Raw genomic sequence first — 22,157 nt, 5'->3', positions numbered from 1 at the left:
AGCGCTGACGGTCTGAGCGGCGACACTGAAAGCAAAGGGCGCGGCATGCCGCGCCCTTTGCTCGTGGTGAGACCGGCCTAGTGCCGGTATTGCTGGATACGCGTGGTGCGCAGCCCGGCAAGGCCATATTCGTCGATCGACGCTTGCCAGGACAGGAATTCCTCCGTGGTCAGCTTGTAGCGCTGGCATGCCTCTTCAAGGCTCAGAAGCCCGCCGCGCACTGCTGCAACCACCTCCGCCTTGCGCCGGATAACCCAGCGACGCGTGTTCGTCGGCGGCAGATCGGCAATCGTGAGAGGGCTGCCGTCAGGCCCGATAACATATTTGACTCTAGGTCTAACCAGATCGGTCATCGTACTCTCTACAAAAAACTCAAAGACCCAATCCCCGCCACGTTACCGCCACAGCTTTAAAAATTGCCTAAGCAGACCCTAATGACTAGGTAAGGATCGTGAACGCCGCGTTAGCCTTTTAGCGGGCATTTGAAATATACGGCCGGAAGCCCCGTTTTAGCCGGGAGAAATGTGCCCGTTCGCAGCGTCCGCCACGCCGGGGTCGGCCTGCAAGCTGGCGCCGCATGAAAGCTTGACCTATATTCTCGACATTGGCATTGAGCTGCCGCGAAATGAAAGCACCATGAACAGTCTCGACCTCCCCAGACGCCCCGAAGAGACCCGCGTCGTCGTCGCCATGTCGGGCGGCGTCGATTCATCAGTGGTCGCCGGCTTGTTGAAGCGCGAGGGCTACGATGTCGTCGGCGTCACCTTGCAGCTCTATGATCATGGTGCGGCAACGCATCGGGCGGGCTCATGCTGCGCCGGCCAGGACATCGACGATGCCCGTCGCGTTTCCGAGACGCTGGGTATTCCCCATTATGTGCTCGATTACGAGGAGCGGTTCCGCAAGGCGGTCATCGATCCGTTCGCCGAGAGCTACGTCGCCGGCGAAACCCCCATTCCTTGCGTTTCCTGCAACCAGACGGTCAAGTTCGCCGATCTCCTGGCCACGGCCAAGGATCTCGGCGCCGACGCGCTGGCCACCGGCCACTACATCCGCTCCGGCGCCAATGGCGCCCACCGGGCGCTTTACCGGCCGGTCGATGCCGACCGCGACCAGAGCTACTTCCTGTTCGCCACCACGCAGGCGCAGATCGACTACCTGCGCTTTCCGCTCGGCGGCCTGTCGAAGCCCCAGGTTCGCGCCATCGCCGAGGAGATGGGGCTGACGGTGGCCGCCAAGCAGGACAGCCAGGACATCTGCTTCGTGCCGCAAGGCAAATATTCCGACATCATCGCCAAGCTGAAGCCTACTGCCGCCAACCCAGGCGACATCGTTCATATCGACGGCCGTGTGCTCGGTCGCCACGAGGGCATTCTGCGCTACACGATCGGCCAGCGCCGTGGCATCGGCATCGCGTCCGGCGAGCCGCTCTATGTCGTCCATCTCGACGCCGAGCGCGCCCGTGTCGTGGTCGGCCCGCGCGAGGCGTTGGAGACGCACAAGATCTATCTGCGCAACATGAACTGGCTGGGAGACGGAGGCCTCGCCGATGTGCCCGCCGGCGGCATCGAGCTGTTCGCCAAGGTGCGCTCGACCAGGCCGCCACGGCCGGCCGTGCTGCGTCACGAGGCGGGTGTGGCCTCGGTCGAACTGGCCGACGGTGAATCCGGCATCGCGCCTGGACAGGCCTGCGTGCTCTATTCCGACGACGGCAACGAGGCCCGTGTCTTCGGCGGCGGCTTCATCGTGCGCTCCGAGCGCGGCGCCGAAGCCGAAGCGATGCTGAGCCGACTGGCCGCGAAGCCGGCGCAAGTTCCCGCCGAGTAGCTCTCCCCTGCCCATCGTACCAGGAGTGCGACGTAGCCTTCCCTCAGGCCGTGGATTTGGTGTGGGTGACGGTGCCGGCCGTCAGGATGCGCAGCACCCTGATCGCTTCCTCGCCGCTGGTGCGCGGTTCGGCGCGCGTTTCGATGCAGTGGATGAAGTGCTCCAGTTCGCGCGTCAGCGGCATGCCCTGGGCAACCGCGACATAGGACGGCTCATTGGTGGTGAATGCCCACTGGCCGCTGTCCTGCCACACGGCGTGGCGGTAGACCGCAAGCTTGCGCTCCCATGGCTCGACATCGTCGAACACCGCCATCGCCTTGGTTCCGACCACGGTCAGCCGCCGCTCGCGATAGGGGTTGAGCCGCGATGTGAAAAGATGGCTGCGCAGTCCGTTGGGAAAGCGCATGTGCAGATGCGCGAAATCGCTGAGATTGTCGAGGAGTGCCGCTCCCTCGCCGCGCACCTCGATCGGCTCGGTGCCGGTGATGGCCAGGATCATCGACAGATCGTGCGGCGCCAGGTCCCATAGCGCATCGTTCTCGGTATGGAACTTGCCGAGCCCCAGCCGGTGCGAATGGATGTAGCGGACCTCGCCGAGCTCGCCCTTGTCGATCAGCCCTTTCAACGTCTCGAAGGCGGGATGGAAACGCAGGACATGGCCGACCATGAACACGCGGCTATTGTCCTTGGCCGCCTGCACCGAGCGCTCGGCATCGGCCACCGTCAGCGCGATCGGCTTTTCCACCAGCACGTCCTTGCCGTTCTCGACGGCGCGCACAGCAAGATCGGCATGGAACTGCGGCGGCAAGGCCATGATGATGGCGTCGATGTCATCGCGGACGAACAGTTGGTCCGGCTCGATCGCCAGGCAGTCCTGTTCGCTGGCGAAACCTTCGGCGCGAGCCCGATTGGTGTCGGAAACCGCGTGCAATGCGCCGAGCGCCTTGAGGGTGCGGATGTGGTTGGAGCCCCAGTATCCGCAACCGAGGACTGCAATGCGCGGCTTCATCTGTTTCAAACTCTAAAAACTCGTGGCCGAGACATAGCGACGTGCCCCGTCGAACTCAACCCCGGCGGCACCAACCAGCTGTTCGTGCGGCAAAGCTTTTCCCCATCGAGAATAGCCCTGATATCGAATGCATCGAAGCTTGACAGGCTCGCCCTCCCAACCTTATATCCGCGCGACCTTGGCGAACGCCTCGAAATGCCTTTCGATTTAAGGCGGATTTCGGGCCTGTCGCCGCCCTGGCGGGGTAGCTCAGTTGGTTAGAGCACGGGAATCATAATCCTGGGGTCGGGGGTTCAAGTCCCTCTCCCGCTACCAATTTCTAGAATAATTTCAGATACCAATGGGCTCCGGCGCCCGAGAACCTTGGCTCGGTTTGCTATCCACGCAGCCATACCCGTTTGAGCGCGTAACGATCGAGTTCGCGGCCGATTTCCGCGCCGCCGCGTCAGCATCAGTGTGCTCAGGCTCTTGCCCTGCGGATCCTGCGCCAGCGACATAGCCGAAGGCGCGGCCGACACCGCCTATGGGATGGCCTTGCCGAACTCGAACTCGATCCTGACGGAGTGAGTGGTCCCTGGCGTGCTCCTACTTGGCCAGGCGCGCGGCGTGCCACTTCAAATGGTCGTCCATGAAGGTCGAGATGAAATTATAGGAATGATCGTAGCCTTCCTGCATGCGCAAGGTGAGCGCGATGCCGGACTTCTTGCAGGCATCTTCGAGAAGCCATGGCCGCAGGCCGTCCTTGAGGAAGCCATCGGCGGTGCCCTGATCGACCAGGAATTCGCCGAAGCGGTGCCCGTCTTCGATCAGCGCTGTTGCGTCGTAGGCGCGCCAGGATTTCTCGTCCTTGCCGAGATATTTTTCCAGAGCCGGCCGCGACCAGTCTGCCGTCATCGGCTGAACGATCGGTGCGAACGCCGAGCAACTTCTGAAGTGCTCGGAGTTCTTCAGCGCGATGGTCAGCGCGCCATGCCCGCCCATGGAGTGGCCAAAAATCGACTGGCGCTCCATATCGGCGGGGAACTGGCTGGCGATCAGGGCCGGCAGCTCGTCGACGATATAGGAGTGCATCCGGTAGTTCCTGGCGAAGGGCTGCTGCGTCGCGTCGAGATAGAAGCCGGCGCCCGAGCCGAACTGCCAATTATCCTTTTCGTCGGCCACACCCTCGCCGCGTGGGCTTGTGTCGGGGCAGACCACGATCAGGCCGAGCTCGGCCGCCAGACGCCGGTATTCGCCCTTGTCCATGACATTGGCATGAGTGCAGGTGAGGCCCGACAGATACCAGAGCACCGGCAGTGGCCCATCCTTGGCCTGCGGCGGCACGAAGACGGCAAAGGTCATGTCGCAGGCGCAGGCTTCGGAAGCGTGTGAATAAACACCTTGCACGCCGCCATGCGACTTGGACGTGGAAACGACTTTCATCAGCTCTGCCTTCTCGTCAAGAAATCCCGGCCCGGCATAGCTGCCGGATGCGTCGCTCGCAACCGCGAGCCGCTAATAAGTCCCGGCGGCGTTATCGAGGTGCACCCCGATAATGCCGCCGGTAGACGCCAGGCTTTGCGAACACGCTGACCTAGCCGGGAGGCTGGAGGCCAGCGAAAAGCCAGACGTTTCGATGGCCGGCGATCGGGCCGGCAGGGCGCCGGACTTGACGATTGCCCTTAGTGCCTGATCATCCCGGCGTCGACATTCAGCGTCTGGCCGGTGATCCAGCGGGCGTCGTCGCTGGCCAGGAACGACACGACATCGGCAATATGTTCGGGCTGGCCCTTGCCCTTCATCGCCTGGAGCATCTCGACGAAGCCGAACGCCTCGTTGTGCGGGCTTGCCTTGACGCCATCGCTCTCGATCAGGCCGGGCGTCACCGCATTGGCCGTGATGTTATACTTGCCAAGCTCGGTGGCCAGCGCCCGGGTGAAGCCAATGACGCCGCCCTTGGCCGCGACATAGGCCGCCATGTTCGGCGTGCCGGCAAAGAAGGTGTTGGAGGCGATGCTGATCACGCGTCCGGCCTTGCCCGCCGCCCGCATCTGGTCGGTCGCCGCGCGGGTGACGATGAAGGTTCCCGTCAGGTTGACGTCGATGATCTTGCGCCAATGGTCGAGGTCGACATCGTCCCAGGCGACGAACGGCACGATGCTGGCATTGTTGACCAGGACGTCGACGCCGCCGGCGAGCGCCTGTATCTCGCCAAACAGCGCTTTCACCGAAGCCGGATCGGCAATATCGGCTGCAATCGCCTTCGCGTTGCCGCCGATTTCGGCGGCCGCGGCCTTGGCGCCCTCGGCATTGATGTCGCTGACGATGACGGTCGCGCCGTCGGCCGCCAGCCGCGCCGCGATCGCCTTGCCGATGCCCTGTGCCGCCCCCGTCACCAGCGCCGTCTTTCCCGCAAGCCGTTCCGTCATGAAATTTCTCCCTCAATGCGCAGTCTGTTGATGTCTGTTCAGGCGTCGGCGTCGATCACCGCCAGCGCCGCGTCGATGCCCTTGCCGACCGCAAGCTTCTGGCCTGCCGCGTTCATGGCGCCGCCAAGCGCCGTCAGCGCCGCGATCGCATAGATCGGCTGTGCCGTCGGGCCCATATGGCCGATGCGTGTAAGCTTCCCCAAAGTTTCGCCGCGACCCGACGAAAACACCACGCCGTAGCGGGCGCGTGCTGCCTGGCGAAGCGCTTTCTCGTCGACACCGTCGGGTGTGCGAACAGCCGTGGTGCTCGGCGAGGCGATTGCATCGCTGGCGGCCCAGATCGACAGGCCCATGGCGACGACGCCGGCCCGCATGGCCTTGGCCGTCAGTGCATGGCGCGCCCAAACCGCTTCCGGTCCCTCGTTGAGATAGAGATCGAGCGCCACATCGAGGCCGTTCACTTCGGCCACCGAGGGCGTGAAGGGGAATGGCTTGTCGCGCGACCAGGCGTTCTCCCAGTCGACGATGCTCAGCATCGAGGCCCGGGGCGCCGCCTTGTTGGCCTTCATCTTGGCCCAGGCGCGGTCGCTGACCCCCATGATCGTCAGCGCTGGCGGCGCGCCAAGACATTTGCCCGGGCCGGTCACATAGATGTCGGCCTTGCAGTCCTCCGGATGCGTCTTCATGCCACCGAAAGACGAGACGGCATCGACGATCAGGTAGCCGCCATGCGCCGACACCAGCGCGCCGATGGCATCGATCGGGTTGATCGTGCCGGACGGCGTGTCGTGATGGCAGACGGAGACGACAGTGATTTCCGGATGCGACTTCAGCATGGCGGCAACCGCCTGCGGGTCGATCACCTCATTGTAGGGCACTTCGATTTCGAGGAGATGCGGTGTATAGCGCTTCGCCCAATAGCCGAACCCCTTGCCGTAGACGCCCGAGGCAAGGTTGAGCACGATGTCGTCCGATGTGATCAACGACGCCGCCGCCGCCTCGAGACCCAGCACCGGCTCTCCGTGCAGGATGACTGGCTTGTTGGAAAGCCGCATCGCTTTTTGAGCCTTGTCGACGACCTTCTCGTAGAAGAGCTGGAAGGCCGGGTCATAGTCGTAGAGCACGGTGCGGCCGAGGCCCCGCAGCACCTCGGCATAGGCATTGACTGGCCCCGCCGTCAGCGTGAGGACCGGATCCGCGTGATCTGGATAGCGCATGGTCTTGGTCTCCGGATTGGCGGCGATCAGCCGTAGAACTGTGTGCCGGTTTTGTAGGTCTTGAAGTTGTCCATGTCGTGCGAGTACATCAGCTCGGCGCCGTGATCCTCGGCAAGTTTCTTCACCCTGCGCATTGAATTGACGCCCGCGACCGGGTCGATATGGAAGGCCGCCTGGCAAAGCGTTTCCAGGCTCTTCTGCGTGTAGGCGGCGTCGATCGTGAACATGATCGGCTTGCGCTTGGGAAACTCGACCAGAAGGCTGTAATGGCCGATCGAGTGGCCGGGGGTTGAGATCAGCTTGACGCCCTTGGCCAGCTCGATGTCGCCGTCGATGCCCTCGAAAGTCGAGTTGGCCCGTGTCGTGCCTGCCAGCAATTGCGCGGTCGCGCCACGTGCCTCCGCCGCTTCCGCCGAGAAGCTCAGATCGGAATAACCGAGATGTTCGAAAGGCTGCGGATTGCACGCCTGCGGCACCTCCGAACGGTGACAGATCTTCTTGGCGTGCGGGAAATACTTGTTGCCGCCGCAATGGTCGAAATGGAAGTGCGAATTGACGACGACGTCGATATCCTTCGGCTCCAGCCCGAGCAGCGCCAGCGCGCCGGGAATGGTCTGGTGCTTTTCCTGGATCGGCTTCTCGAAGGGCAGCACCTTCATGACGTGGTCGTAGTCATAGCCGGTATCGATGAGGAAGCGGCCCTCGGCATGCTCGATCAGGATCGAATAGACGGGGAAGCGCACTTCGCCGCCTGGGCCACGGTTCCAGAACACATGATAGCCGTCGAGGACAAGTGAGCCGCCGTCGAGCAGGTAGACCTTGGTATCCGACATTGTTGCCTCCTTTTCCGGCGCGGGTTCCATCCGCGCGTCTGGTTTTTCTCAGCGCGCCCCGCGCTCGTATGGAATGCCCAGTGCCGCCGGCAGGCTGGCCCGCCGCCCGAACAGCACCAGCATGATCATCACCGCCAGGAACGGCAGCATCTGGATGACATCGGTCGGTATGTTGATGCCCGCCACCTGCATGGCCGTCGTCAGCGACAGGCACACGCCGAACAGAAGAGCGCCGAACAGCACCCAGATCGGCCGTCCCCGCGCCAGCATGGCCAGCACGATGCCGAGAAAGCCGGCGCCATTGGTGATGAACGGAATGAACAGGCCCGCTCCGACATTGGCGAGATAGGCACCCCCAAGCCCAGCCAGCGCGCCGGTCGTCAGCACCGCGATGGTACGGGTCCTGATGACATCGATGCCGGCGACATCGAGCGCGGCCGGCTTGTCGCCCGCTGCCTGCAGGTTGAGGCCGAGCTGCGTGCGGCGGTAGAGGTGGCTCATGGCGAACACCAGGGCGACCGCCAGATAGACGATCAAGTGATGCCTGAAGAAGGCCGGGCCGATCACCGGAATGTCCGACAGCAGCGGAATGACGGTTGCGTCCGCCGCCGGCAGGCGGGGATAGCTGCGCGAGAACTGGAAATGATGGAGCAGCGCCGTCAGGCCTTCGAGACCAAGCGTCAGTGCGATGCCGATGACGATCTGGTTCAGCCCGATGCGCACGCAAAGCAGCGCCATGATCAGCGCTACCGCGACGCCGCCCGCAGCGCCGGTGAGGAAGCCTAGCCACAGCGATCCCGAATAGAATGCGCCGACGAAGCCGAGATAAGCGCCGGCCAGCATCATGCCCTCGATGCCGATGTTGAGCACGCCGGCCTTTTCCGACATCTGCTCGCCGAGCCCGGCAAGCAGCAGCGGAATGGCGGCGGTGACGGCGCCAAACAGCAATGCGCTGAGAAAGACTTCGCTGAAGAGCCCGGTCATGCCCTACGCCTTTCTCGACTGATGATAGCGGTGGTCGACATATTCGGCCAAGGCGAGCACGATCAGCACGATGGAGACCAGCACCAGCGTGAAGTGATTGGGCACGCCAAGCCGCCGCGCCGCGCTCTCGCCGCCGATCGACAATACGGAGAGCAGGAACACGAAGCCGATCGCGGCAAAGCCGTTCATGCGGGCGAGAAACACGGCCGGAATGACCGCCAGCCCATAGGCTGGATTCCAGTCGGCGCGAACATTGCCTTGCACGCCGATGATGTCGACAGCGCCGGCAAGGCCGGCGAGCCCGGCGGAAATGGCAAAGACGGCAATCGTCAGGCCGGGCACGCCCAGCCCCGCATGAACCGCGGCGCGCGGATTGGCGCCGACGATCCTCAGTTTCAGCCCGAATGCCGTACGCGTCATCACCAGATGCACGATGATGATTACCGCCAGGCCGAGCAGCAGGCCACTGGTGATGGTGGTTTCGAACAGGCGCGGCAGCCGGTCTTCCACCGGCAGCGTGCGGGTCTGCGGCACGGTCGTGCCGGGATCGCGAAACACCAGCTTGACCAGCACATTGGCGAGCGACGTGCCGAGGAACGTCATCATCAGCGTGGTGATGATCTCGTTGACACCCTGATAGGCGCGCAGCAGCGCCGGCACCAGCGACCAGATCATGGCCACCAGCATGGCAATCAGGAACGCGCAGAACAACGCCAGCCAGGCTGGCATGACCTGCACCAGCACGGGAGCGCTGGCCGCCGCCGTGACGGCGCCGAGCAGGAACTGACCGTCGCCGCCGAGGTTCCACATGCCGGCGCGAAAGGCAACGATCAGGCCGGCGGCGAGAAACAGCAGTGGCGCCATGCGCGTCAGCGTCTGCTGGATGCCGAGCGGCGAGAAGAGGCCCTTCTCCAGCACATAGCCATAGTAAGCGAGCGGGTCGACGCCGACGGCAAGCAGGATACAGCCGGCGATGACGAGGGCGGCAAGAATCGGCCCAAGTGTCATCAGCAGCCGGTGCACTATGTCGCGCCGCGTGGCGGCGGCGCTCGTGGCATCGAGTGCGGTGGCGCCGGCGGCGGGTGCGGTGTCGATGCTCATGCGGCAAGTCCGATCATCAGGCGACCAACCCTGGTACGGGCGTCGTCGACATTGGCGACGGTGCCGACCAGCGCACCATTGGCAATGACGGCGATACGGTCGCACATGCTGAGCAGTTCCTCGAGGTCGGTGGAGATCAGGAGCACGGCGAGGCCGCGTGCCGCCGTGTCGCGGATGCGCTGGCGCGAGGCCAGCGTGTTGGCGAGATCGAGCCCATAGGTCGGCTTGTTGAAGATCACCACCTTGGCGCCTTCGGCCAGTTCCCGCGCCAGCAGCACCTTCTGGATGTTGCCGCCGGAGAGCCGGGCAACGGGCGTCTTCAAGCTTGGCGTACGCACATCGTATTCGCGCACCAGCTCGGCGGCACGCCTGTCGATCTCGGCGCGCTGCTCGACGCCGCTGCGCCAGAAGGGCGCCGCCCCGACTTGCTTGAGGAAGAAGTTGATGGAGACCGGGAACGTGCCGACGGTGCCCTCGCCCAGCCGGTCGTCAGTCAAATAGCGAAGGCCGCGCTGGCGGCGTTCGCCGACGCTCAGGGCCTCGATGGCGGTGCCCTCCAGCCGGACCGAGCCGCTGGTCGCCACCCGTTGACCGGCCAAGGCCTCCGCCAGCTGTTTCTGGCCGTTGCCATCGATACCAGCGATGCCGAGTATCTCGCCCGGGCGGATGTCGAAGGAGATCGACGACAGGCCGGGTACATTGTCGGTCGGCGCGACCGTGAGATCCGCGACCTGAAGCAGGGGCGCGGCACTGGCATCGACCGCGCGGGCCGAACGTTCGACCGCTTCGGGATCGTCCTTCTGCTTGCCGAACATCAGCTCCACGATCTCGGAAATAATCTCCTGCTCGCCGAGTGCGCGAAACCGCTCGGGCGGGATCTCGCCCACCTTGCGGCCGAGCTTGAGAACCGAGATGCGGTCGCCGAAGGCGGCCGCCTCCTTGAGCTTGTGGGTGATGAAGACGATCGCCAATCCCTGTTCGACGAGGCGCCGCATCAGCGCGCCAAGTTCCTCGATGCCCTTCGGCGTCAGCATCGAGGTGGATTCGTCGAGGATCAGCACCCGGCTGTTGCGCACCATGGCGCGCAGGATTTCGACTTGCTGCTGCTCACCGAGCGAGAGTTCCGAAACCTTGGCATGCAGTTTTACTGTGATGCCGAGGCTGCCAGTGATCTCGGCCACGCGGGCCGCAAGCTCTTCGGTCCTCGGACGCTGCCACCAGGGCCCGCCAAGAAGCAGGTTCTCGGCGACCGTCAGGGTGGGCACCAGCATCATGTGTTGGAACACCGTTCCGATGCCAAGCGCCAGCGCATGGCGCGGCGACGTGATCGGCGTCGGCTTGCCGTCGACAAGTATGCGCCCCTCGTCCGGCTGCTGCAGGCCCGACAGCATGCCGATCAAGGTGGATTTTCCCGCGCCGTTCTCGCCGAGCAGTACATGCACCTCGCCAGGATGGATCGACAGGTCGACGCTGTCGTTGGCGACGATGCCGGGAAAGCGTTTGGTCACGGCTTCGAGCGCGACGATGTCGCGGCTATCGACGGGCGATGAAGAAAGACTGCTCATGAAAGCCCAGCACTGGAAAACGGGAAATATCCGGAGGGGCGAACCGATCGCCCCTCCGGCAGCCGACTTCTGATCGCCTTACTGGGCGACGCTTGTCATCAGTGCCCTGACGGCGGCCGCGTCATAGACTGGCTCGACCTTGATCTTGCCGGAAATGACGTCCTCGCGCAGCGCCTGGATTTCGCTCCAGACGTTGTCGGGGATGGCGGCGGTCTTCAGCAACTGCACGGAATCGTCCTTGAGGCCGATCGAATAATGCTTGGTACCAAACGTGTCGGCCTTCAGGTCGGCGATCATCGCCGCGTAGACCGGTTCGATGTTCCACACCACCGACGACAGCAGGAAGCCCTTGTCGATTGGCGACTTGTCGCCGATGACGTCGATGAAATAGACCTTGCCGCCATCGGCGGCCTTTGTCGTCTCGACTGCCTGCAGCATACCGAAGCTGGAGCCGTTGCCCTGGCCGAAAATGATGTCGGCGCCCGAGGCGATGACGCTTTCGGTGACGCGCTTGCCGCCGGCAGCGTCACTGTAGGCGGCCGGCCCGATCACCGCATAGGTGATCTTGACGTCCGGGTTCTCCGCCTTCACCCCTTGCGCGAACGCCGCCGATTGCGAGTTCCACGATGGCGGTTCACCGGAGACGACGATGCCGACCGACTTCGAGCGCGACATCTTGGCGGCGAGACGGCCGGCCAGATAGGCGCCCTGGTGGCCGCTCAGCGTGTAGTCGGCGACGAGGCCTTTCTCCAGCCCGTTCGGCGTATCGACGATCGCTACCGGAACCTTCAGTTCCTTGGCGATCTCGGGTGCCGAGGTGTTGTAGCCGCTGGCATGCGCGATCAGCAGGCTGGCGCCGTCGGACGCGAGCTCGCGCAGCGTCGGACGGACATCGCCATAGCCGAGGCCCTGCGCCACGACCACCTCGACGCCGGCTGCCTTGCCGGCTGCCTTGGCGGCGTCGATGCCTTGCTGGTTCCAGCCATAGTCCGTGCCTTCTTCAGGCGTGAGGATGGCGATCGACTTGACTTCGCCGGCAAGCGCGCCGCCCGTCAAGATACCAGACAGTATTAATGCACTTACGCTACCCTTCAGGATCTTTAACATGTTACCCTCTCTGTTTGATTTCCAATCAATATTTTTATTGTTATTGCGCACAAGCGAGATAGACTGCCTGAGAAAGCTATCCATGGAGCTCAGGCAAAGTGAAAATCCGTTATGTCCTCCCCGTGATGTTGGCGTTCACATCGCTTGCCAACGCGGTTGAGTTGCACCATGTGATCGTCCGCAAGGGCACCGACGGGCTCGATATGGTGCCGTTGACGATTTCGAATGCCGGCAAGGAAGGTGTGTCCTGCAACGCCGACTTCGCCCACTGGTATTCAGAAGGGATAGCGACGATAGAGCCGGGCATGAGCGCTCGTGTCGAACTCTGGTTCGATCCCAAGACCGGCACCTTCACCATCCTCAACGACAAGCGCGAAAACCTGCCGGTCGAGCGCCTGTGGTGTGGCCTCGCGGGTCGCGCATATGCCACGCGCGGGCAGATCGCGCTCGACCGAACCGACGCCGCCAAAGGCGAGCGCGAGGTGTCCTGCGGCATGGAGCAGGACAGCCTGGCATGCCGGTAGGCGCTCATTGATCGGTCCGTCCGGGCCATCGTGCCCTATTCCTTCGCCAGGAACTTGTCGGTGAAGACGTCGTCGGCCGATAGCGCGGCTTTGAGCACGCCCTGGTCGGTGAGCGTCTTCAGCGTTTCCTCCCACTGCGTCTTCGTCATCCAGCCGAGGCCGTGGTCCTTGGTGTCGGGGCTGGTGAAGGTGGAGGCGATGTCGGCGTTGATCTGCGCCAGCAGCACATCCTTCTTGTCGGCATAGCCTGGAGCAGCCTTGGCAGTGATCTCGCCGGCTTCTTCCGGATGGGCGACAACATAGTCGAAGGCTTCCCTGTAGGCCTTGACGAAACGGGCGACGACGTCCGGCTTGTCCTTGATCATTGTCTCCGAGGTGAACAGGCCGGAGCCATAAGCCTTCCAGCCATGGTCGGCGCCCATCATGATGCTGAGCGAACCGGGACCGCCCGCCTTGGCCTCCAGTTCGGGAACCTCGGCGTCGACATAGCCGACCACCGTCTGGACCCGGCCGAGAAGCAGATAGCTTTCATAGGGCGGCGAGACGCTGTTCAGCGTCATGTCCTTTTCGGTCAGGCCGTTGGCCGCCAGGAAGCCCTTGAAAAAGATGTAGGTCGAGCCCGCTGGATGAATGCCGATGGTCAGGCCCTTGAGATCGGCCGGCTTGGTGAGCTTCACCGTCTTGGCGAGCGACATGATTGCCAGCGGCGAGTGCTGGTTGACGGCTGCCACCGCCACCACCGGAACGCTCTGCGAGCGGGCCACGGCGAGCGTGGGAAGATCGCCGAAACCGAAATCCGCGTTCCCGTTGCCCACCAGCCGCATGGCATCCGGCGAACCCGAACCCTTGCGGATTTCGGCAACGTCGATGTCGTTCTTGGCGAAGAAGCCTTTTTCCTTGCCGACGAAGAACATGGCATGGTTGCCGCGCACCACCCAATCGAGTTGGACGGTGATCTTGTCAGCCGCCAGCGTCGCGTTCGAGAAGCCAAGCGCGCCGGCAAAGGCCGCAAGCGTGGCTACCTTGATAAGTGAGCTCAGCATTTTTGTTCCCTTTTATTGACGGTGGTTGATCGAGAGGCCTAGGCCTGGCTGAATTTCGGTGCCCATGGCACCACGATGCGTTCGAGGATTTCGGCGGCGTAGTAGAAGGCGATGCCGAGCACGGAGACGAGCAGCAGCGCCGCGAAGACCAGCGCCGTGTCGAGCTGGGTCGAGGCGAACTGGATGACGTAGCCTAAGCCGTCCGAGGCACCGGCGAATTCGCCGACGATGGCGCCGATCACGCTCAGCGTGGCCGCGATCTTGGTTCCCGCCATCAGGTTCGGCAGCGAATGCGGAACGCGGATCCTGAACAGGATCTGCGTCGGGCTGGCGCCGACCGAGTTCATCAGCGACAGCAGCGAGCGATCGACCGACTGCATGCCGGCCAGCATCGACAATGTCACCGGGAAGAAGGCGATGACCAGGATCAGGCCGATCTTGGGCGCGAGCCCATAGCCGAACCAGAGAATGAAGATCGGCGCCAGCGCCACCTTCGGCACGTTCTGGAACAACACCACCAGCGGATAAAGCGCTCGCCCCAGCCAGTCGAAGCGCACGATGACCAGCGCAATGGCGACGCCGACCACGACGGAGACAAGGAACCCGAACAGGATCTCGCCTGCCGTCACCAGCGTCGCCTGCATCAGCGTTGCCCATTGCGCGACCAGCGATTGCGCGATTTCGGACGGAGCGGGAATGATGAAGGCGGAGATGGCGAAAATCCGCACCACGGCTTCCCATACGACGATCGTCGCCAGCAAAAGTATGACCGCCGGCAGCCAGCTGCCGGTCGCGGCCACCCAACTCGAGGCAAACCGCGAGTCGGAGGGATTGGTGATGGGTTGATCGCTCATGACACGCCTCCCGGTTGGTGGCTGGCGCGCAGCATGGTGCGCAGTTGAACCACCAGCCTGACGAACTCCGGATCTTCCGTCACCGACAGATCGCGCGGATAGGGCAGGCCAATATCGAGGCTTTCGGTGATCCGGCCCGGCTTGATCCCCAGCACATGAACATGGCGAGACAAATGAATGGCCTCGTCGATGGAGTGGGTGACAAGAACGATGGTCTTGCCGGTGCGCTGCCAGATCTCCAGCAGCGACTGACCCATCTGGTCGCGGGTAATGGCGTCGAGCGCGCCGAACGGCTCGTCCATCAGCAGCACCGCCGGATCGAGCGCCAGCGCCCGCGCGATAGCGACGCGCTGGCGCATGCCGCCTGACAATTCGTTCGGACGCTTGTGGGCGCTGTCGCCCAGGCCCACCAGCTCAAGCATCTCCTGTCCGCGCGTCCGTAGTTGCGCGCGCGAAAGCGACTTGTCGGCGATACCTAGCAGCATGGAAGCGTTGTCGACGGCGTTCTTCCACGGCAAAAGGTTGGCGTCCTGGAAGACGAGGCCGATCATGCGTTTGCGCGCCGCCTCGACCGGCGAAAGCCCGGCGATCGAAACGCTGCCGCTTGTCGGATTTACAAGTCCGGCCAGAACCTTCAGCAAGGTGCTCTTGCCGCAGCCGGAAGGACCAATGAGAGAAACAAACGATCCCTTCGGTACCGAAAGATCGATGTTCTGCAGAACCAATTGCTTGGCCATGACCACCGAAACGCCCTTGGCGGAGATCAGGTCGTCGTGACGTATATGGGCCGGCCGGCCACCGGCTGCCCGGATGGTTTCAACACGCATGGCTTGGCCCTCCATGCGGTACCCCAACCCGACCGGGCTTGTGAGCACGATGTGTCATGGCTACTCCCGGCCCTCCAGGATCCGCCGCACCGCGACGAGCTTGCGCGCCCGTTCGCCTTGCAGCGCCTTTGTCTGCTCGGGCGTGTAGGAGAACATGCCCTCCCCCGACTTGATGCCGAGCTTCGACGCGTTCGTCTTTTCCAGCACCATCGGCGCGACATCGTCGCGATTGGAGAGATCGGCGTTGAGGAAGGACGAGACGGACTTGTAGATATCGAGGCCCGCCATATCGAGCAGCGCCATCGGCCCGATCACCGCGATCTTGTAGCCGATGCCCCAGGACACGCAGGTGTCGAGATCTTCCGGCTCGATGACACCGCGCTCGACAAGGTCGACCGCCTCGCGCAGCAACGCATAGAGCACGCGGTTTTCGACGAAGCCCGGAACATCCTTCTTCACCACCACCGGCAAGAGGCCGATCGAGCGGATCAGGTCGCGAATCGTCGTCACGATACGCGGCGCGGTCTTTTCGCCTGCGATCACCTCGATCATCGGGATGATATGCGGCGGGTTCGACCAGTGCATGCCCACCATCCGCTCGGGATGGGAGATGTGCGCCTGCAGCTTGGTGATCGGGATGCCCGACGTGTCGGACGCCACGATTGTGTCCGATGCGATCAGGCTGTCGATCGTGCGATAGACATCGGCCTTGATCGAAATGTTTTCAGGAACGTTCTCGATGACGAGGTCGGCGCCCGATACCGCGTCTGCGATGTCATCCGTGAAGCGGACCGTTCCGGCGCCGGCCGGTGGCGCCGCGATACCCAGGGCGTCGAGAACGCTCTCGGCCACGCCCAGCATGGACCCCGCGCGCTCGATCGCAGCCGGGGCAACGTCGTAGGCGACGACCTGCAGGCCGCCCCTGGCGAGCCGGGCGGCCATGCCAGGCCCCATCGTACCCAGACCGATGATGGCGATACGCTGGATCATTATGCTGCCCTGCTTTGCGTTGCCGCTTTTGATGCCGCGATGAGATCGGCGGCTTTCTCGGCAATCATGATCACCGCCGCGTTGATGTTTCCGCAGACCAGGTCGGGCATGACGGAAGCGTCCACCACCCTCAGGCCGTCGACGCCACGAAGCCGCAAGTGCGGGTCGACGACCGAGGCCGCGTCGGCGCCCATCCGGCAGGTTCCCGCCGGGTGATGCACGGTGATGGACGTCTTGCGGATATGCTCATCGATCTCGTCGTCGCTCTGGCATTTCGGGCCAGGGAAAAACTCCGCCTCGATGAAGGGCTGCATGGAGGGCTGCGACGCGAGGTCCCTCGCCACTCGGAAGCCGGCCCGAAGCGACTGCCAGTCCTTCGGCGAGGCGAGGAAATTCTGGTGGATCAGTGGCGCCGCGAGAGGATCGGCCGAGGCCAATTTCACCGCGCCCCGGCTTTCAGGCTGCGTCGCCACGATCCGTGTGGCGAACCCGTCCGGAAATGGCGCCTTGAACGGCTCGAAATACGGCCACGCGGCGAGCGGGGCGGCCGTGAACAGCAGTTGCACATCCGGCAACGGACGCTCCGGGCCGCTTTTCAGGAACGCGACGACCCCGCCGGGCACATCTCCCGAGAAACCACGTCCCGTGAAGTAGGTCTTGGCGAAATCGAACCCAATCCGGTCGGCACGCATGTTGCGAAGGAAAGGGCCGCCCGGAGCCCGGCGCCGGTACATGAGAATGACCGAGACGTGATCCTGCAGGTTCTTGCCGACCGCCGGCAGGTTGACCCGCGTCTGGATACCGTGCGTCGCCAGTTCCTCTGGCGCCCCTATGCCGGACAGCATCAGAAGTTGCGGCGTGTTGATGACGCCGCCCGAGAGCAGGACTTCCCTGCGGGCGACGACCGACCGTTGGCCGCCGCCATGGTTCACAACCACGCCGGTGGCGCGTGTGCCCTCCAGCGTGATCTTCGTCGCCGTCGCTCCGGTCAGCACGGTCAAATTGGGTCGCTTCAGGGCCGGCCGCAGATAGGCGGACGCGGTCGAACTGCGCCGACCGTTCGAGATCGTCATCTGGAGCCGGCCGAAACCTTCCTGCCGCTCACCATTGTAATCGTCCGTCTGTGGATATCCCGCCTGCACGCTGGCCTGCGCAAACGCGTCGATCAGCGGGTCCTTGTAACGGCAGAACTGGGTGCTGACCGGGCCATTGCCGCCGCGAAAATGGTTCGCGCCTCCTTCCCAGCTTTCCTGCTTGCGGAAATAGGGCAGCACCTTGTCGTACGACCAGTCATGGAGCCCGCTGGCCGCCCAACGGTCGTAATCGCCGCGATTTCCCCGCACATAGGCCATGGCGTTGGTCGACGACGACCCGCCGATCACCTTGCCGCGGGCGCACTCGACCCTGCGTCCGCCGACATTGTCTTCCGGTTCGCAGAAATACATCCAGTCGTGACGTCGCTCGGTCAGGATCTTGCCCCAGCCAAGCGGGATGTGGATCATGGGGTCACGATCCCAGCCGCCGGCCTCGAGCAGCAGCACCGAACATCCGGGATCGGCGCTCAGCCGGTTGGCGAGCACGCAACCGGCCGATCCGGCCCCAACGATGATGTAGTCGTAACTTTCCGCGTGCGGCATGGTGCGTTTCATTGCCTTGGTCCGGCGCTCCTGCGCCAGGGAACTATTGAAACCGAGCCTGGACCGTCCCGGCCAGGGCCGGATGGACTAGGTATTCCTCTAGGCGGCCGGCACTAGGCCAGGCCGGCCTCTCTCAGACGCTGCGACCAGTGATTCCATCCTCGATCGATCTGGGCGCCGACGAGTTTTCCTGCCGTCCTTATCTCGCCCGGCGACAGATATTTGATGTTGCCGATCCGCAGGCCGGCCGTGAGCGCTGCCGCTTCCTGCTCGAGATAGAAGGCCCGGAAGACGACCTCACGCACGGAGTTGCCGACATTGACGACGCCATGCCGCGCCATGAGCACCACTGTCTGGTTGCCGAGACTTTCGGCGATATCAGCGCAGATCCCGGGGCTGCCGCCGAAGAGATCCGTCTCGTCGCCATTCTTGTCGCGAATCTCGTAGACCGGGACTTTCTCGCCGATGAAAGCTCCCATGTGGGTGACCGGCCGAAGCGGCGTGTCGACGAAGCAGTACGGCAGGACAGCCGGAGAATGGGTGTGGAGCACACATTGGACGTCGGGCCGCGCCTTGTAGATCTCGCTGTGGATGTAGCGCTCAAGATAGGACGGGCGATTGTCCGACGTCTCGCCGTCGAGATTGAAACGCTGGATGTCGTCGACGGTTATCAGGCTCGGAGCAAGCTTCTGCGCCAGGAAGAAGCTTTGGGGATCCTGGGGGTCACGGGCACTGATGTGCCCGAACGTATCCATGATGCCTTCGTTCAGAAGGATCTTCGTCGCCGTGACCAGCTCTTCGAAGACCGTCTGGTGCGCTGGGCTGTTGTCTTTCATTTCCAAATTCTCCCATTTCGCGGAGCTGGCGACCATTTTTATTCTTAGTTATCGGTCGCCGGCGTCGCGGATTTCACTTGTTTTCGTAGAGGCCAACGATCCGGTTTTGCTCGATGATGTTCCCGGCGTATTTCTGCAGGAACTCCTCCCTGGTAGGCGTCCCTTCGACCTTGGTGTCCAGGGCATAGACCCAGAAGTAATAGTGATGTTCTCCATGGCCTGCGGGCGGCTGGGGCCCGTAATACTGCTTGCCGCCGGCGCCGTTTGGCCCGACGCGAAACTTTTCCTGCGCGTCCGAAAGATCGGTGGTCGACGGATCGATGCCGTAGACGACCCAATGGGTGAAGCCGTTGGGCAAGGGCGCGTCGGGATCATGGCAGATGACCGCGAGTTCCTTCGTGCCCGCGGGGACGCCGCTGACCGTAAGCCTGGGCAACACATTGCCTTTGTCGCCGGCATGCTCGTCGCGCAACTTCCCGAGCGGCTTGAAATCCGCCGACGTAATCTTGAGGTCCTTGATGTTCAGGGGCATGGAATTCGTCCTTCGCCAATTTCGATCGAACTAGACACCGGCCTTGAGGTCGGCGACGGATTTGCCCCCGACGCGCTGATGAACGCGCGGACCCGATGCGACGGCCACGCAGATCAAAAGCTCATCGGGGCGCGGGCCATCCGGCACCGAAAATGTGACGGCATCATAGTGGGAACGGATGTAGAGCTCGTCCTTGTGGGCAAGCGGGATATCGATGGATGTGCCGGCCGCGGCGACCTTGCTGACCGACGAGATCCAGGCCTTGCCGCCGCCCACTTGCTGGCGCAGCGGATCTCCGAACACCGTGGTGATGCAGGCGACGACATGTTCCTGCTCGCCGGATGTGCCCGCGATACCGCCTTTGCCATAGCTTTCGACCGGCCTGTTGCCGAGCAGCGCCACGGCCCGCTCGCCGAGCGCATGACCGATGGCTGAACTGGGATTGGTCAGGTCGGACAGTTCGGCGACGAACTTTCCGGCGAACGGATTGCGGATGACCACGCCAGTCGCGACTTTGACGAGGGTCTCGCCAGGCTGGCCGCCATCATGCCGGCTTTCCTGGACCGAGGCGTACCACCCCCTGACATCGTAATCCCGTTCGACTTCACTGGAATAGTTCATCTTTATCTCCTGAAGGGAGCGCAGCTTGCGCGCGCGCCGATTAATGCGTTGAGCGGCTCGTCCGATGCTACTGCGGCCATGAGAAGACGCCGCGCAACGGGTCGTAGCGGGCTGCTTCCAATGCCGCCGGCGTGAACATGTTTCCCTTCGAGAGCGAGCGGTTCGCCGCATAGTCGCCGGACAGCGCCTGGCAGCGATCGGTGATCGGGCGAATGCGCTTTTCCCACGCGACGAGCGCGTCCTCGACCGAAGAGCCAGTCTCCAAATCTTGCGACAGGCTGAAGGCATTGACCATCGCGCAACCGGCACCCTGGGCAAGAGCCGGACACATCGCATGCGCGGCATCTCCCACCAGGGCCACCTTGCCTCTTGTCCAGCTGTCGAGCTTGGTCGTTTCGTACTTGTCGTACCTGGCTGTTTTCAGCTTCGCCGCCTCGATCAGGCACGGCTCCAGGAAAGGGAACATCTCGACCCAGACCTCGAGGTCGATCGGCACCTGCGATCCCCGCGGATCGGCGGCTGGAGCCATGAGGCCGAGATAAAGCTCATTCTCGTTGCAGGGCGAGTAGAGTATCCGCTGAACGCGCGGCCAGAAGTTCCACATGTCTATGGTGTTGTCCCACTCGCCGTGACCGAGTTCCTTCTTCTTGCGAGGCACGATCAGCCGGATGAGACCGTCCTTGGAGACCCATCGGTCCTGCTTGAAGCCAATGGAGTCCCTGACCTTGGAGCCAACGCCGTCGGCGCCGACGATCAGGTCGGCTTCGAGAACCTCTCCCGTCTGAAGCGTCAGGCGACCTTCCGGATCGGCGGCAACCGCTTCGGAGTTGACCGATACGTCGACACCCAGCGCGCGGGCGCGGTTGACCAGGGCGTCATGCAGGTGGCTCCGGGTCATGATGCGCCACGGGAGGCCGTTGAACGTCTCCTTGGAAACCGACTTGTTATGCATCCAGGTCTCGTAGGTCGGGGGCGTATGCGAACCTTGGAGAACATCATCCAGGGCGCCCAGTCCTTCGAGCACGCGAAGGCCATTGTGCCAGAGATAGATGCCCGCGCCGAATGCCCGCAGCTCCGAGCTCTTTTCGTGCAGCCTGACATCCCAACCGTTCTGCCTCAGAGCGATGGCGGCGGTCAGACCGGCAAAGCCGCCGCCAGCGACCTCGGCACGGCGCGCCTTACCTTGGGTTTTGTTTACATTGGCCATTTTCTATCCTGATGCTGCGTACAAGAAGACGGCGTGCTGGGCCGTCAGGCGTCGATGAAATTCGTGATCGCTTTCAGCGTGATCTCGGGAGATACCTCGTTGACGTAGTGGTCGGCGCCCGGAACGACGACCACGGGCAGATCGGGCCGCAGCCGGCTTGTTTTTGCCAGCGCCGCGGCCGAAACCAATTTGCTCGCCTCGCCCCGAACGATAAGGACGGGCTTCGCCACATCCCGATAGGCGGGCACCAGGTCCGATCGCAGGCCCTTGGCCGTCTGGGCCATGGCCGCGGGCGACGCCAATGGTCGCAGCCCGCCGTCGACCCGCTGATAGCCGCTCTCGGCCCGGATCCTGATGGCGTCGGCGGGAATGTTCGGATAGCGGCCAGCAAGATAGGCTTCGACGGCCTTGATATCCTCGAAAAGCTGGCTTCCCGCGTTTACCCGGGCTTCCAGCGCATCCAACGCTTCGGTCTCGATATAGGGCGTGAAGTCGATTGCGATGACCGACCGCACCAGTTCCGGATGTCGCACGGCTGCCGTGACGGAGTTTCTCGCGCCAAGCGAATGTCCGACGAGGATGGCAGGACCCCGGTCGAGGGTGCGGATCAAGCCGGCAATGTCGTCGGCATAGTCATGCGCATCGTAACCGCCTTCCGGCTTGTCGCTGTGGCCGTGCCCTCTCTGGTCGACGGCCACGGCCGTGAAGCGATCCGAGAGCCGAGCCATCAACGGCGTGAAGACCGCGGAATTGGAGGTAATGCCATGGAAAAACAGCATCAACGGGCCGTTGCCCGCCTCGCGCGCATTCAAGGTGATGCGGCCGGTGTCGATGCGTCGCGAGCCAAATTGGTCGGAAGCTATCCCTGCCGCAATGTTCATGATCCTCACCGTCACTGCCCGTCTCGGTCAAAAGGATCATACAGCCAGAAGGACGTCAAGCAGATTGTCTGACATTCTTGCAATCTTCAGATTTGACAATCTGGCTATTTTCCACGGCGTGACGTATGCTGGTTAGGAGATTGCGACTCAAACC

Annotated in this window: 22 protein-coding genes and 1 tRNA gene; 3 read left to right on the top strand and 20 right to left on the bottom strand. The window is 63.2% G+C overall.

Going from position 1 to position 22,157, the window contains the following annotated elements; all coding sequences use genetic code 11:
- Window positions 1-77 precede the first annotated feature (77 nt).
- Window positions 78-353, bottom strand: coding sequence for a DUF1153 domain-containing protein (locus LB554_RS05220; protein ID WP_006203587.1), 276 nt, complete (start codon window positions 351-353; stop codon window positions 78-80).
- Window positions 354-636: 283 nt separating this feature from the next.
- On the opposite strand from LB554_RS05220, the gene mnmA reads away from it, so the two are divergent.
- A complete protein-coding gene (mnmA, locus tag LB554_RS05215) occupies window positions 637-1,827 on the top strand; it encodes a tRNA 2-thiouridine(34) synthase MnmA (RefSeq protein ID WP_140713547.1) in 1,191 nt (396 codons plus the stop codon).
- Window positions 1,828-1,870: 43 nt separating this feature from the next.
- Here mnmA and LB554_RS05210 read toward each other — a convergent pair whose 3' ends face one another.
- Window positions 1,871-2,836: a Gfo/Idh/MocA family protein gene (locus tag LB554_RS05210; protein ID WP_015315992.1), complete on the bottom strand. Its 966-nt coding sequence runs from the start codon at window positions 2,834-2,836 to the stop codon at window positions 1,871-1,873.
- Window positions 2,837-3,074: 238 nt separating this feature from the next.
- Between LB554_RS05210 and LB554_RS05205 the strand changes: the two genes are divergently transcribed.
- Window positions 3,075-3,151, top strand: a tRNA-Met gene (locus LB554_RS05205).
- Between the two features lie 270 nt (window positions 3,152-3,421).
- On the opposite strand, the gene fghA is transcribed toward LB554_RS05205, so the two are convergent.
- From fghA to LB554_RS05165, 8 genes are all read right to left on the bottom strand, one after another.
- A complete protein-coding gene (fghA, locus tag LB554_RS05200) occupies window positions 3,422-4,258 on the bottom strand; it encodes an S-formylglutathione hydrolase (protein ID WP_015315991.1) in 837 nt (278 codons plus the stop codon).
- Window positions 4,259-4,497: 239 nt separating this feature from the next.
- On the bottom strand, window positions 4,498-5,244 hold the full coding sequence (pldH, locus tag LB554_RS05195) for a pyridoxal 4-dehydrogenase, SDR-type (protein ID WP_140823176.1): 747 nt from the start codon (window positions 5,242-5,244) through the stop codon (window positions 4,498-4,500).
- Between the two features lie 38 nt (window positions 5,245-5,282).
- Window positions 5,283-6,461, bottom strand: coding sequence for a pyridoxamine--pyruvate transaminase (gene ppaT / locus LB554_RS05190; protein ID WP_224583410.1), 1,179 nt, complete (start codon window positions 6,459-6,461; stop codon window positions 5,283-5,285).
- Between the two features lie 26 nt (window positions 6,462-6,487).
- On the bottom strand, window positions 6,488-7,294 hold the full coding sequence (pldA, locus tag LB554_RS05185) for a 4-pyridoxolactonase (protein WP_224583408.1): 807 nt from the start codon (window positions 7,292-7,294) through the stop codon (window positions 6,488-6,490).
- Between the two features lie 48 nt (window positions 7,295-7,342).
- Window positions 7,343-8,278, bottom strand: a complete 936-nt coding sequence (locus LB554_RS05180; RefSeq protein WP_140617631.1) for a putative B6 ABC transporter permease subunit 1 — start codon at window positions 8,276-8,278, stop codon at window positions 7,343-7,345.
- A 3-nt stretch (window positions 8,279-8,281) separates the two neighbouring features.
- On the bottom strand, window positions 8,282-9,379 hold the full coding sequence (locus LB554_RS05175; RefSeq protein ID WP_015315986.1) for a putative B6 ABC transporter permease subunit 2: 1,098 nt from the start codon (window positions 9,377-9,379) through the stop codon (window positions 8,282-8,284).
- Window positions 9,376-10,944 carry a putative B6 ABC transporter ATP-binding protein gene (locus LB554_RS05170; protein ID WP_224583406.1) on the bottom strand — a complete coding sequence of 523 codons (1,569 nt, stop codon included), beginning with the start codon at window positions 10,942-10,944 and terminating at the stop codon, window positions 9,376-9,378. The genes LB554_RS05175 and LB554_RS05170 overlap by 4 nt, the downstream gene beginning before the upstream one ends.
- A gap of 78 nt (window positions 10,945-11,022) precedes the next feature.
- Window positions 11,023-12,051 (bottom strand): putative B6 ABC transporter substrate-binding protein, encoded by a 1,029-nt coding sequence (locus LB554_RS05165; protein WP_224530117.1) that lies wholly within the window; start codon window positions 12,049-12,051, stop codon window positions 11,023-11,025.
- A gap of 98 nt (window positions 12,052-12,149) precedes the next feature.
- On the opposite strand from LB554_RS05165, the gene LB554_RS05160 reads away from it, so the two are divergent.
- Window positions 12,150-12,575, top strand: coding sequence for a hypothetical protein (locus LB554_RS05160; RefSeq protein ID WP_140617627.1), 426 nt, complete (start codon window positions 12,150-12,152; stop codon window positions 12,573-12,575).
- A 35-nt stretch (window positions 12,576-12,610) separates the two neighbouring features.
- On the opposite strand, the gene LB554_RS05155 is transcribed toward LB554_RS05160, so the two are convergent.
- The 10 genes from LB554_RS05155 to LB554_RS05110 all read right to left on the bottom strand — a co-directional run bounded on the left by LB554_RS05155 (window position 12,611) and on the right by LB554_RS05110 (window position 22,003).
- Window positions 12,611-13,618: an ABC transporter substrate-binding protein gene (locus tag LB554_RS05155; protein ID WP_224583404.1), complete on the bottom strand. Its 1,008-nt coding sequence runs from the start codon at window positions 13,616-13,618 to the stop codon at window positions 12,611-12,613.
- A 38-nt stretch (window positions 13,619-13,656) separates the two neighbouring features.
- A complete protein-coding gene (locus LB554_RS05150; RefSeq protein ID WP_015315981.1) occupies window positions 13,657-14,472 on the bottom strand; it encodes an ABC transporter permease in 816 nt (271 codons plus the stop codon).
- Window positions 14,469-15,299, bottom strand: coding sequence for an ABC transporter ATP-binding protein (locus tag LB554_RS05145; protein WP_140665227.1), 831 nt, complete (start codon window positions 15,297-15,299; stop codon window positions 14,469-14,471). The genes LB554_RS05150 and LB554_RS05145 overlap by 4 nt, the downstream gene beginning before the upstream one ends.
- 60 nt (window positions 15,300-15,359) lie before the next feature.
- A complete protein-coding gene (gene fhmpcd1 / locus LB554_RS05140) occupies window positions 15,360-16,289 on the bottom strand; it encodes a 5-formyl-3-hydroxy-2-methylpyridine 4-carboxylate 5-dehydrogenase (protein ID WP_224583401.1) in 930 nt (309 codons plus the stop codon).
- The gene (locus tag LB554_RS05135) at window positions 16,289-17,926 is read right to left on the bottom strand and encodes a GMC family oxidoreductase (protein ID WP_224583419.1); all 1,638 of its coding nucleotides are present in this window, start codon (window positions 17,924-17,926) and stop codon (window positions 16,289-16,291) included. Before LB554_RS05135 ends, fhmpcd1 begins: the two co-directional genes overlap by 1 nt.
- 113 nt (window positions 17,927-18,039) lie before the next feature.
- A complete protein-coding gene (locus LB554_RS05130; protein WP_015315977.1) occupies window positions 18,040-18,762 on the bottom strand; it encodes a class II aldolase/adducin family protein in 723 nt (240 codons plus the stop codon).
- A 73-nt stretch (window positions 18,763-18,835) separates the two neighbouring features.
- The gene (locus tag LB554_RS05125; RefSeq protein ID WP_015315976.1) at window positions 18,836-19,294 is read right to left on the bottom strand and encodes a YbhB/YbcL family Raf kinase inhibitor-like protein; all 459 of its coding nucleotides are present in this window, start codon (window positions 19,292-19,294) and stop codon (window positions 18,836-18,838) included.
- 30 nt (window positions 19,295-19,324) lie between these two features.
- Entirely contained in the window at window positions 19,325-19,915 is a 591-nt protein-coding gene (locus tag LB554_RS05120; RefSeq protein WP_041163678.1) for an amino acid synthesis family protein, read from the bottom strand.
- Between the two features lie 67 nt (window positions 19,916-19,982).
- Window positions 19,983-21,122 (bottom strand): FAD-dependent oxidoreductase, encoded by a 1,140-nt coding sequence (locus tag LB554_RS05115; RefSeq protein WP_140721548.1) that lies wholly within the window; start codon window positions 21,120-21,122, stop codon window positions 19,983-19,985.
- A 44-nt stretch (window positions 21,123-21,166) separates the two neighbouring features.
- The gene (locus LB554_RS05110; RefSeq protein ID WP_140617622.1) at window positions 21,167-22,003 is read right to left on the bottom strand and encodes an alpha/beta fold hydrolase; all 837 of its coding nucleotides are present in this window, start codon (window positions 22,001-22,003) and stop codon (window positions 21,167-21,169) included.
- Window positions 22,004-22,157: the final 154 nt, after the last annotated feature.

Origin of the sequence: Mesorhizobium sp. CO1-1-11 (genome assembly GCF_020164995.1) — a bacterium.
GTDB classification, from domain to species: Bacteria; Pseudomonadota; Alphaproteobacteria; order Rhizobiales; family Rhizobiaceae; genus Mesorhizobium; species Mesorhizobium australicum.
This window is presented reverse-complemented; position numbering and strand designations above follow the sequence as displayed.

Bases quoted from the DNA above. Each gene is read 5' to 3' on its own strand.
- LB554_RS05175 (WP_015315986.1), bottom strand. From the start codon at position 9,379: ATGAGCATCGACACCGCACCCGCCGCCGGCGCCACCGCACTCGATGCC.
- LB554_RS05135 (WP_224583419.1), bottom strand. From the start codon at position 17,926: ATGCCGCACGCGGAAAGTTACGACTACATCATCGTTGGGGCCGGATCG.
- LB554_RS05165 (WP_224530117.1), bottom strand. From the start codon at position 12,051: ATGTTAAAGATCCTGAAGGGTAGCGTAAGTGCATTAATACTGTCTGGT.
- LB554_RS05110 (WP_140617622.1), bottom strand. From the start codon at position 22,003: ATGAACATTGCGGCAGGGATAGCTTCCGACCAATTTGGCTCGCGACGC.
- LB554_RS05130 (WP_015315977.1), bottom strand. From the start codon at position 18,762: ATGAAAGACAACAGCCCAGCGCACCAGACGGTCTTCGAAGAGCTGGTC.
- LB554_RS05210 (WP_015315992.1), bottom strand. From the start codon at position 2,836: ATGAAGCCGCGCATTGCAGTCCTCGGTTGCGGATACTGGGGCTCCAAC.
- fghA (WP_015315991.1), bottom strand. From the start codon at position 4,258: ATGAAAGTCGTTTCCACGTCCAAGTCGCATGGCGGCGTGCAAGGTGTT.
- LB554_RS05120 (WP_041163678.1), bottom strand. From the start codon at position 19,915: ATGAACTATTCCAGTGAAGTCGAACGGGATTACGATGTCAGGGGGTGG.
- ppaT (WP_224583410.1), bottom strand. From the start codon at position 6,461: ATGCGCTATCCAGATCACGCGGATCCGGTCCTCACGCTGACGGCGGGG.
- LB554_RS05150 (WP_015315981.1), bottom strand. From the start codon at position 14,472: ATGAGCGATCAACCCATCACCAATCCCTCCGACTCGCGGTTTGCCTCG.
- LB554_RS05125 (WP_015315976.1), bottom strand. From the start codon at position 19,294: ATGCCCCTGAACATCAAGGACCTCAAGATTACGTCGGCGGATTTCAAG.
- LB554_RS05145 (WP_140665227.1), bottom strand. From the start codon at position 15,299: ATGCGTGTTGAAACCATCCGGGCAGCCGGTGGCCGGCCGGCCCATATA.
- mnmA (WP_140713547.1), top strand. From the start codon at position 637: ATGAACAGTCTCGACCTCCCCAGACGCCCCGAAGAGACCCGCGTCGTC.
- pldA (WP_224583408.1), bottom strand. From the start codon at position 7,294: ATGTCGGATACCAAGGTCTACCTGCTCGACGGCGGCTCACTTGTCCTC.
- LB554_RS05220 (WP_006203587.1), bottom strand. From the start codon at position 353: ATGACCGATCTGGTTAGACCTAGAGTCAAATATGTTATCGGGCCTGAC.
- fhmpcd1 (WP_224583401.1), bottom strand. From the start codon at position 16,289: ATGATCCAGCGTATCGCCATCATCGGTCTGGGTACGATGGGGCCTGGC.
- LB554_RS05170 (WP_224583406.1), bottom strand. From the start codon at position 10,944: ATGAGCAGTCTTTCTTCATCGCCCGTCGATAGCCGCGACATCGTCGCG.
- LB554_RS05115 (WP_140721548.1), bottom strand. From the start codon at position 21,122: ATGGCCAATGTAAACAAAACCCAAGGTAAGGCGCGCCGTGCCGAGGTC.
- LB554_RS05155 (WP_224583404.1), bottom strand. From the start codon at position 13,618: ATGCTGAGCTCACTTATCAAGGTAGCCACGCTTGCGGCCTTTGCCGGC.
- LB554_RS05180 (WP_140617631.1), bottom strand. From the start codon at position 8,278: ATGACCGGGCTCTTCAGCGAAGTCTTTCTCAGCGCATTGCTGTTTGGC.
- pldH (WP_140823176.1), bottom strand. From the start codon at position 5,244: ATGACGGAACGGCTTGCGGGAAAGACGGCGCTGGTGACGGGGGCGGCA.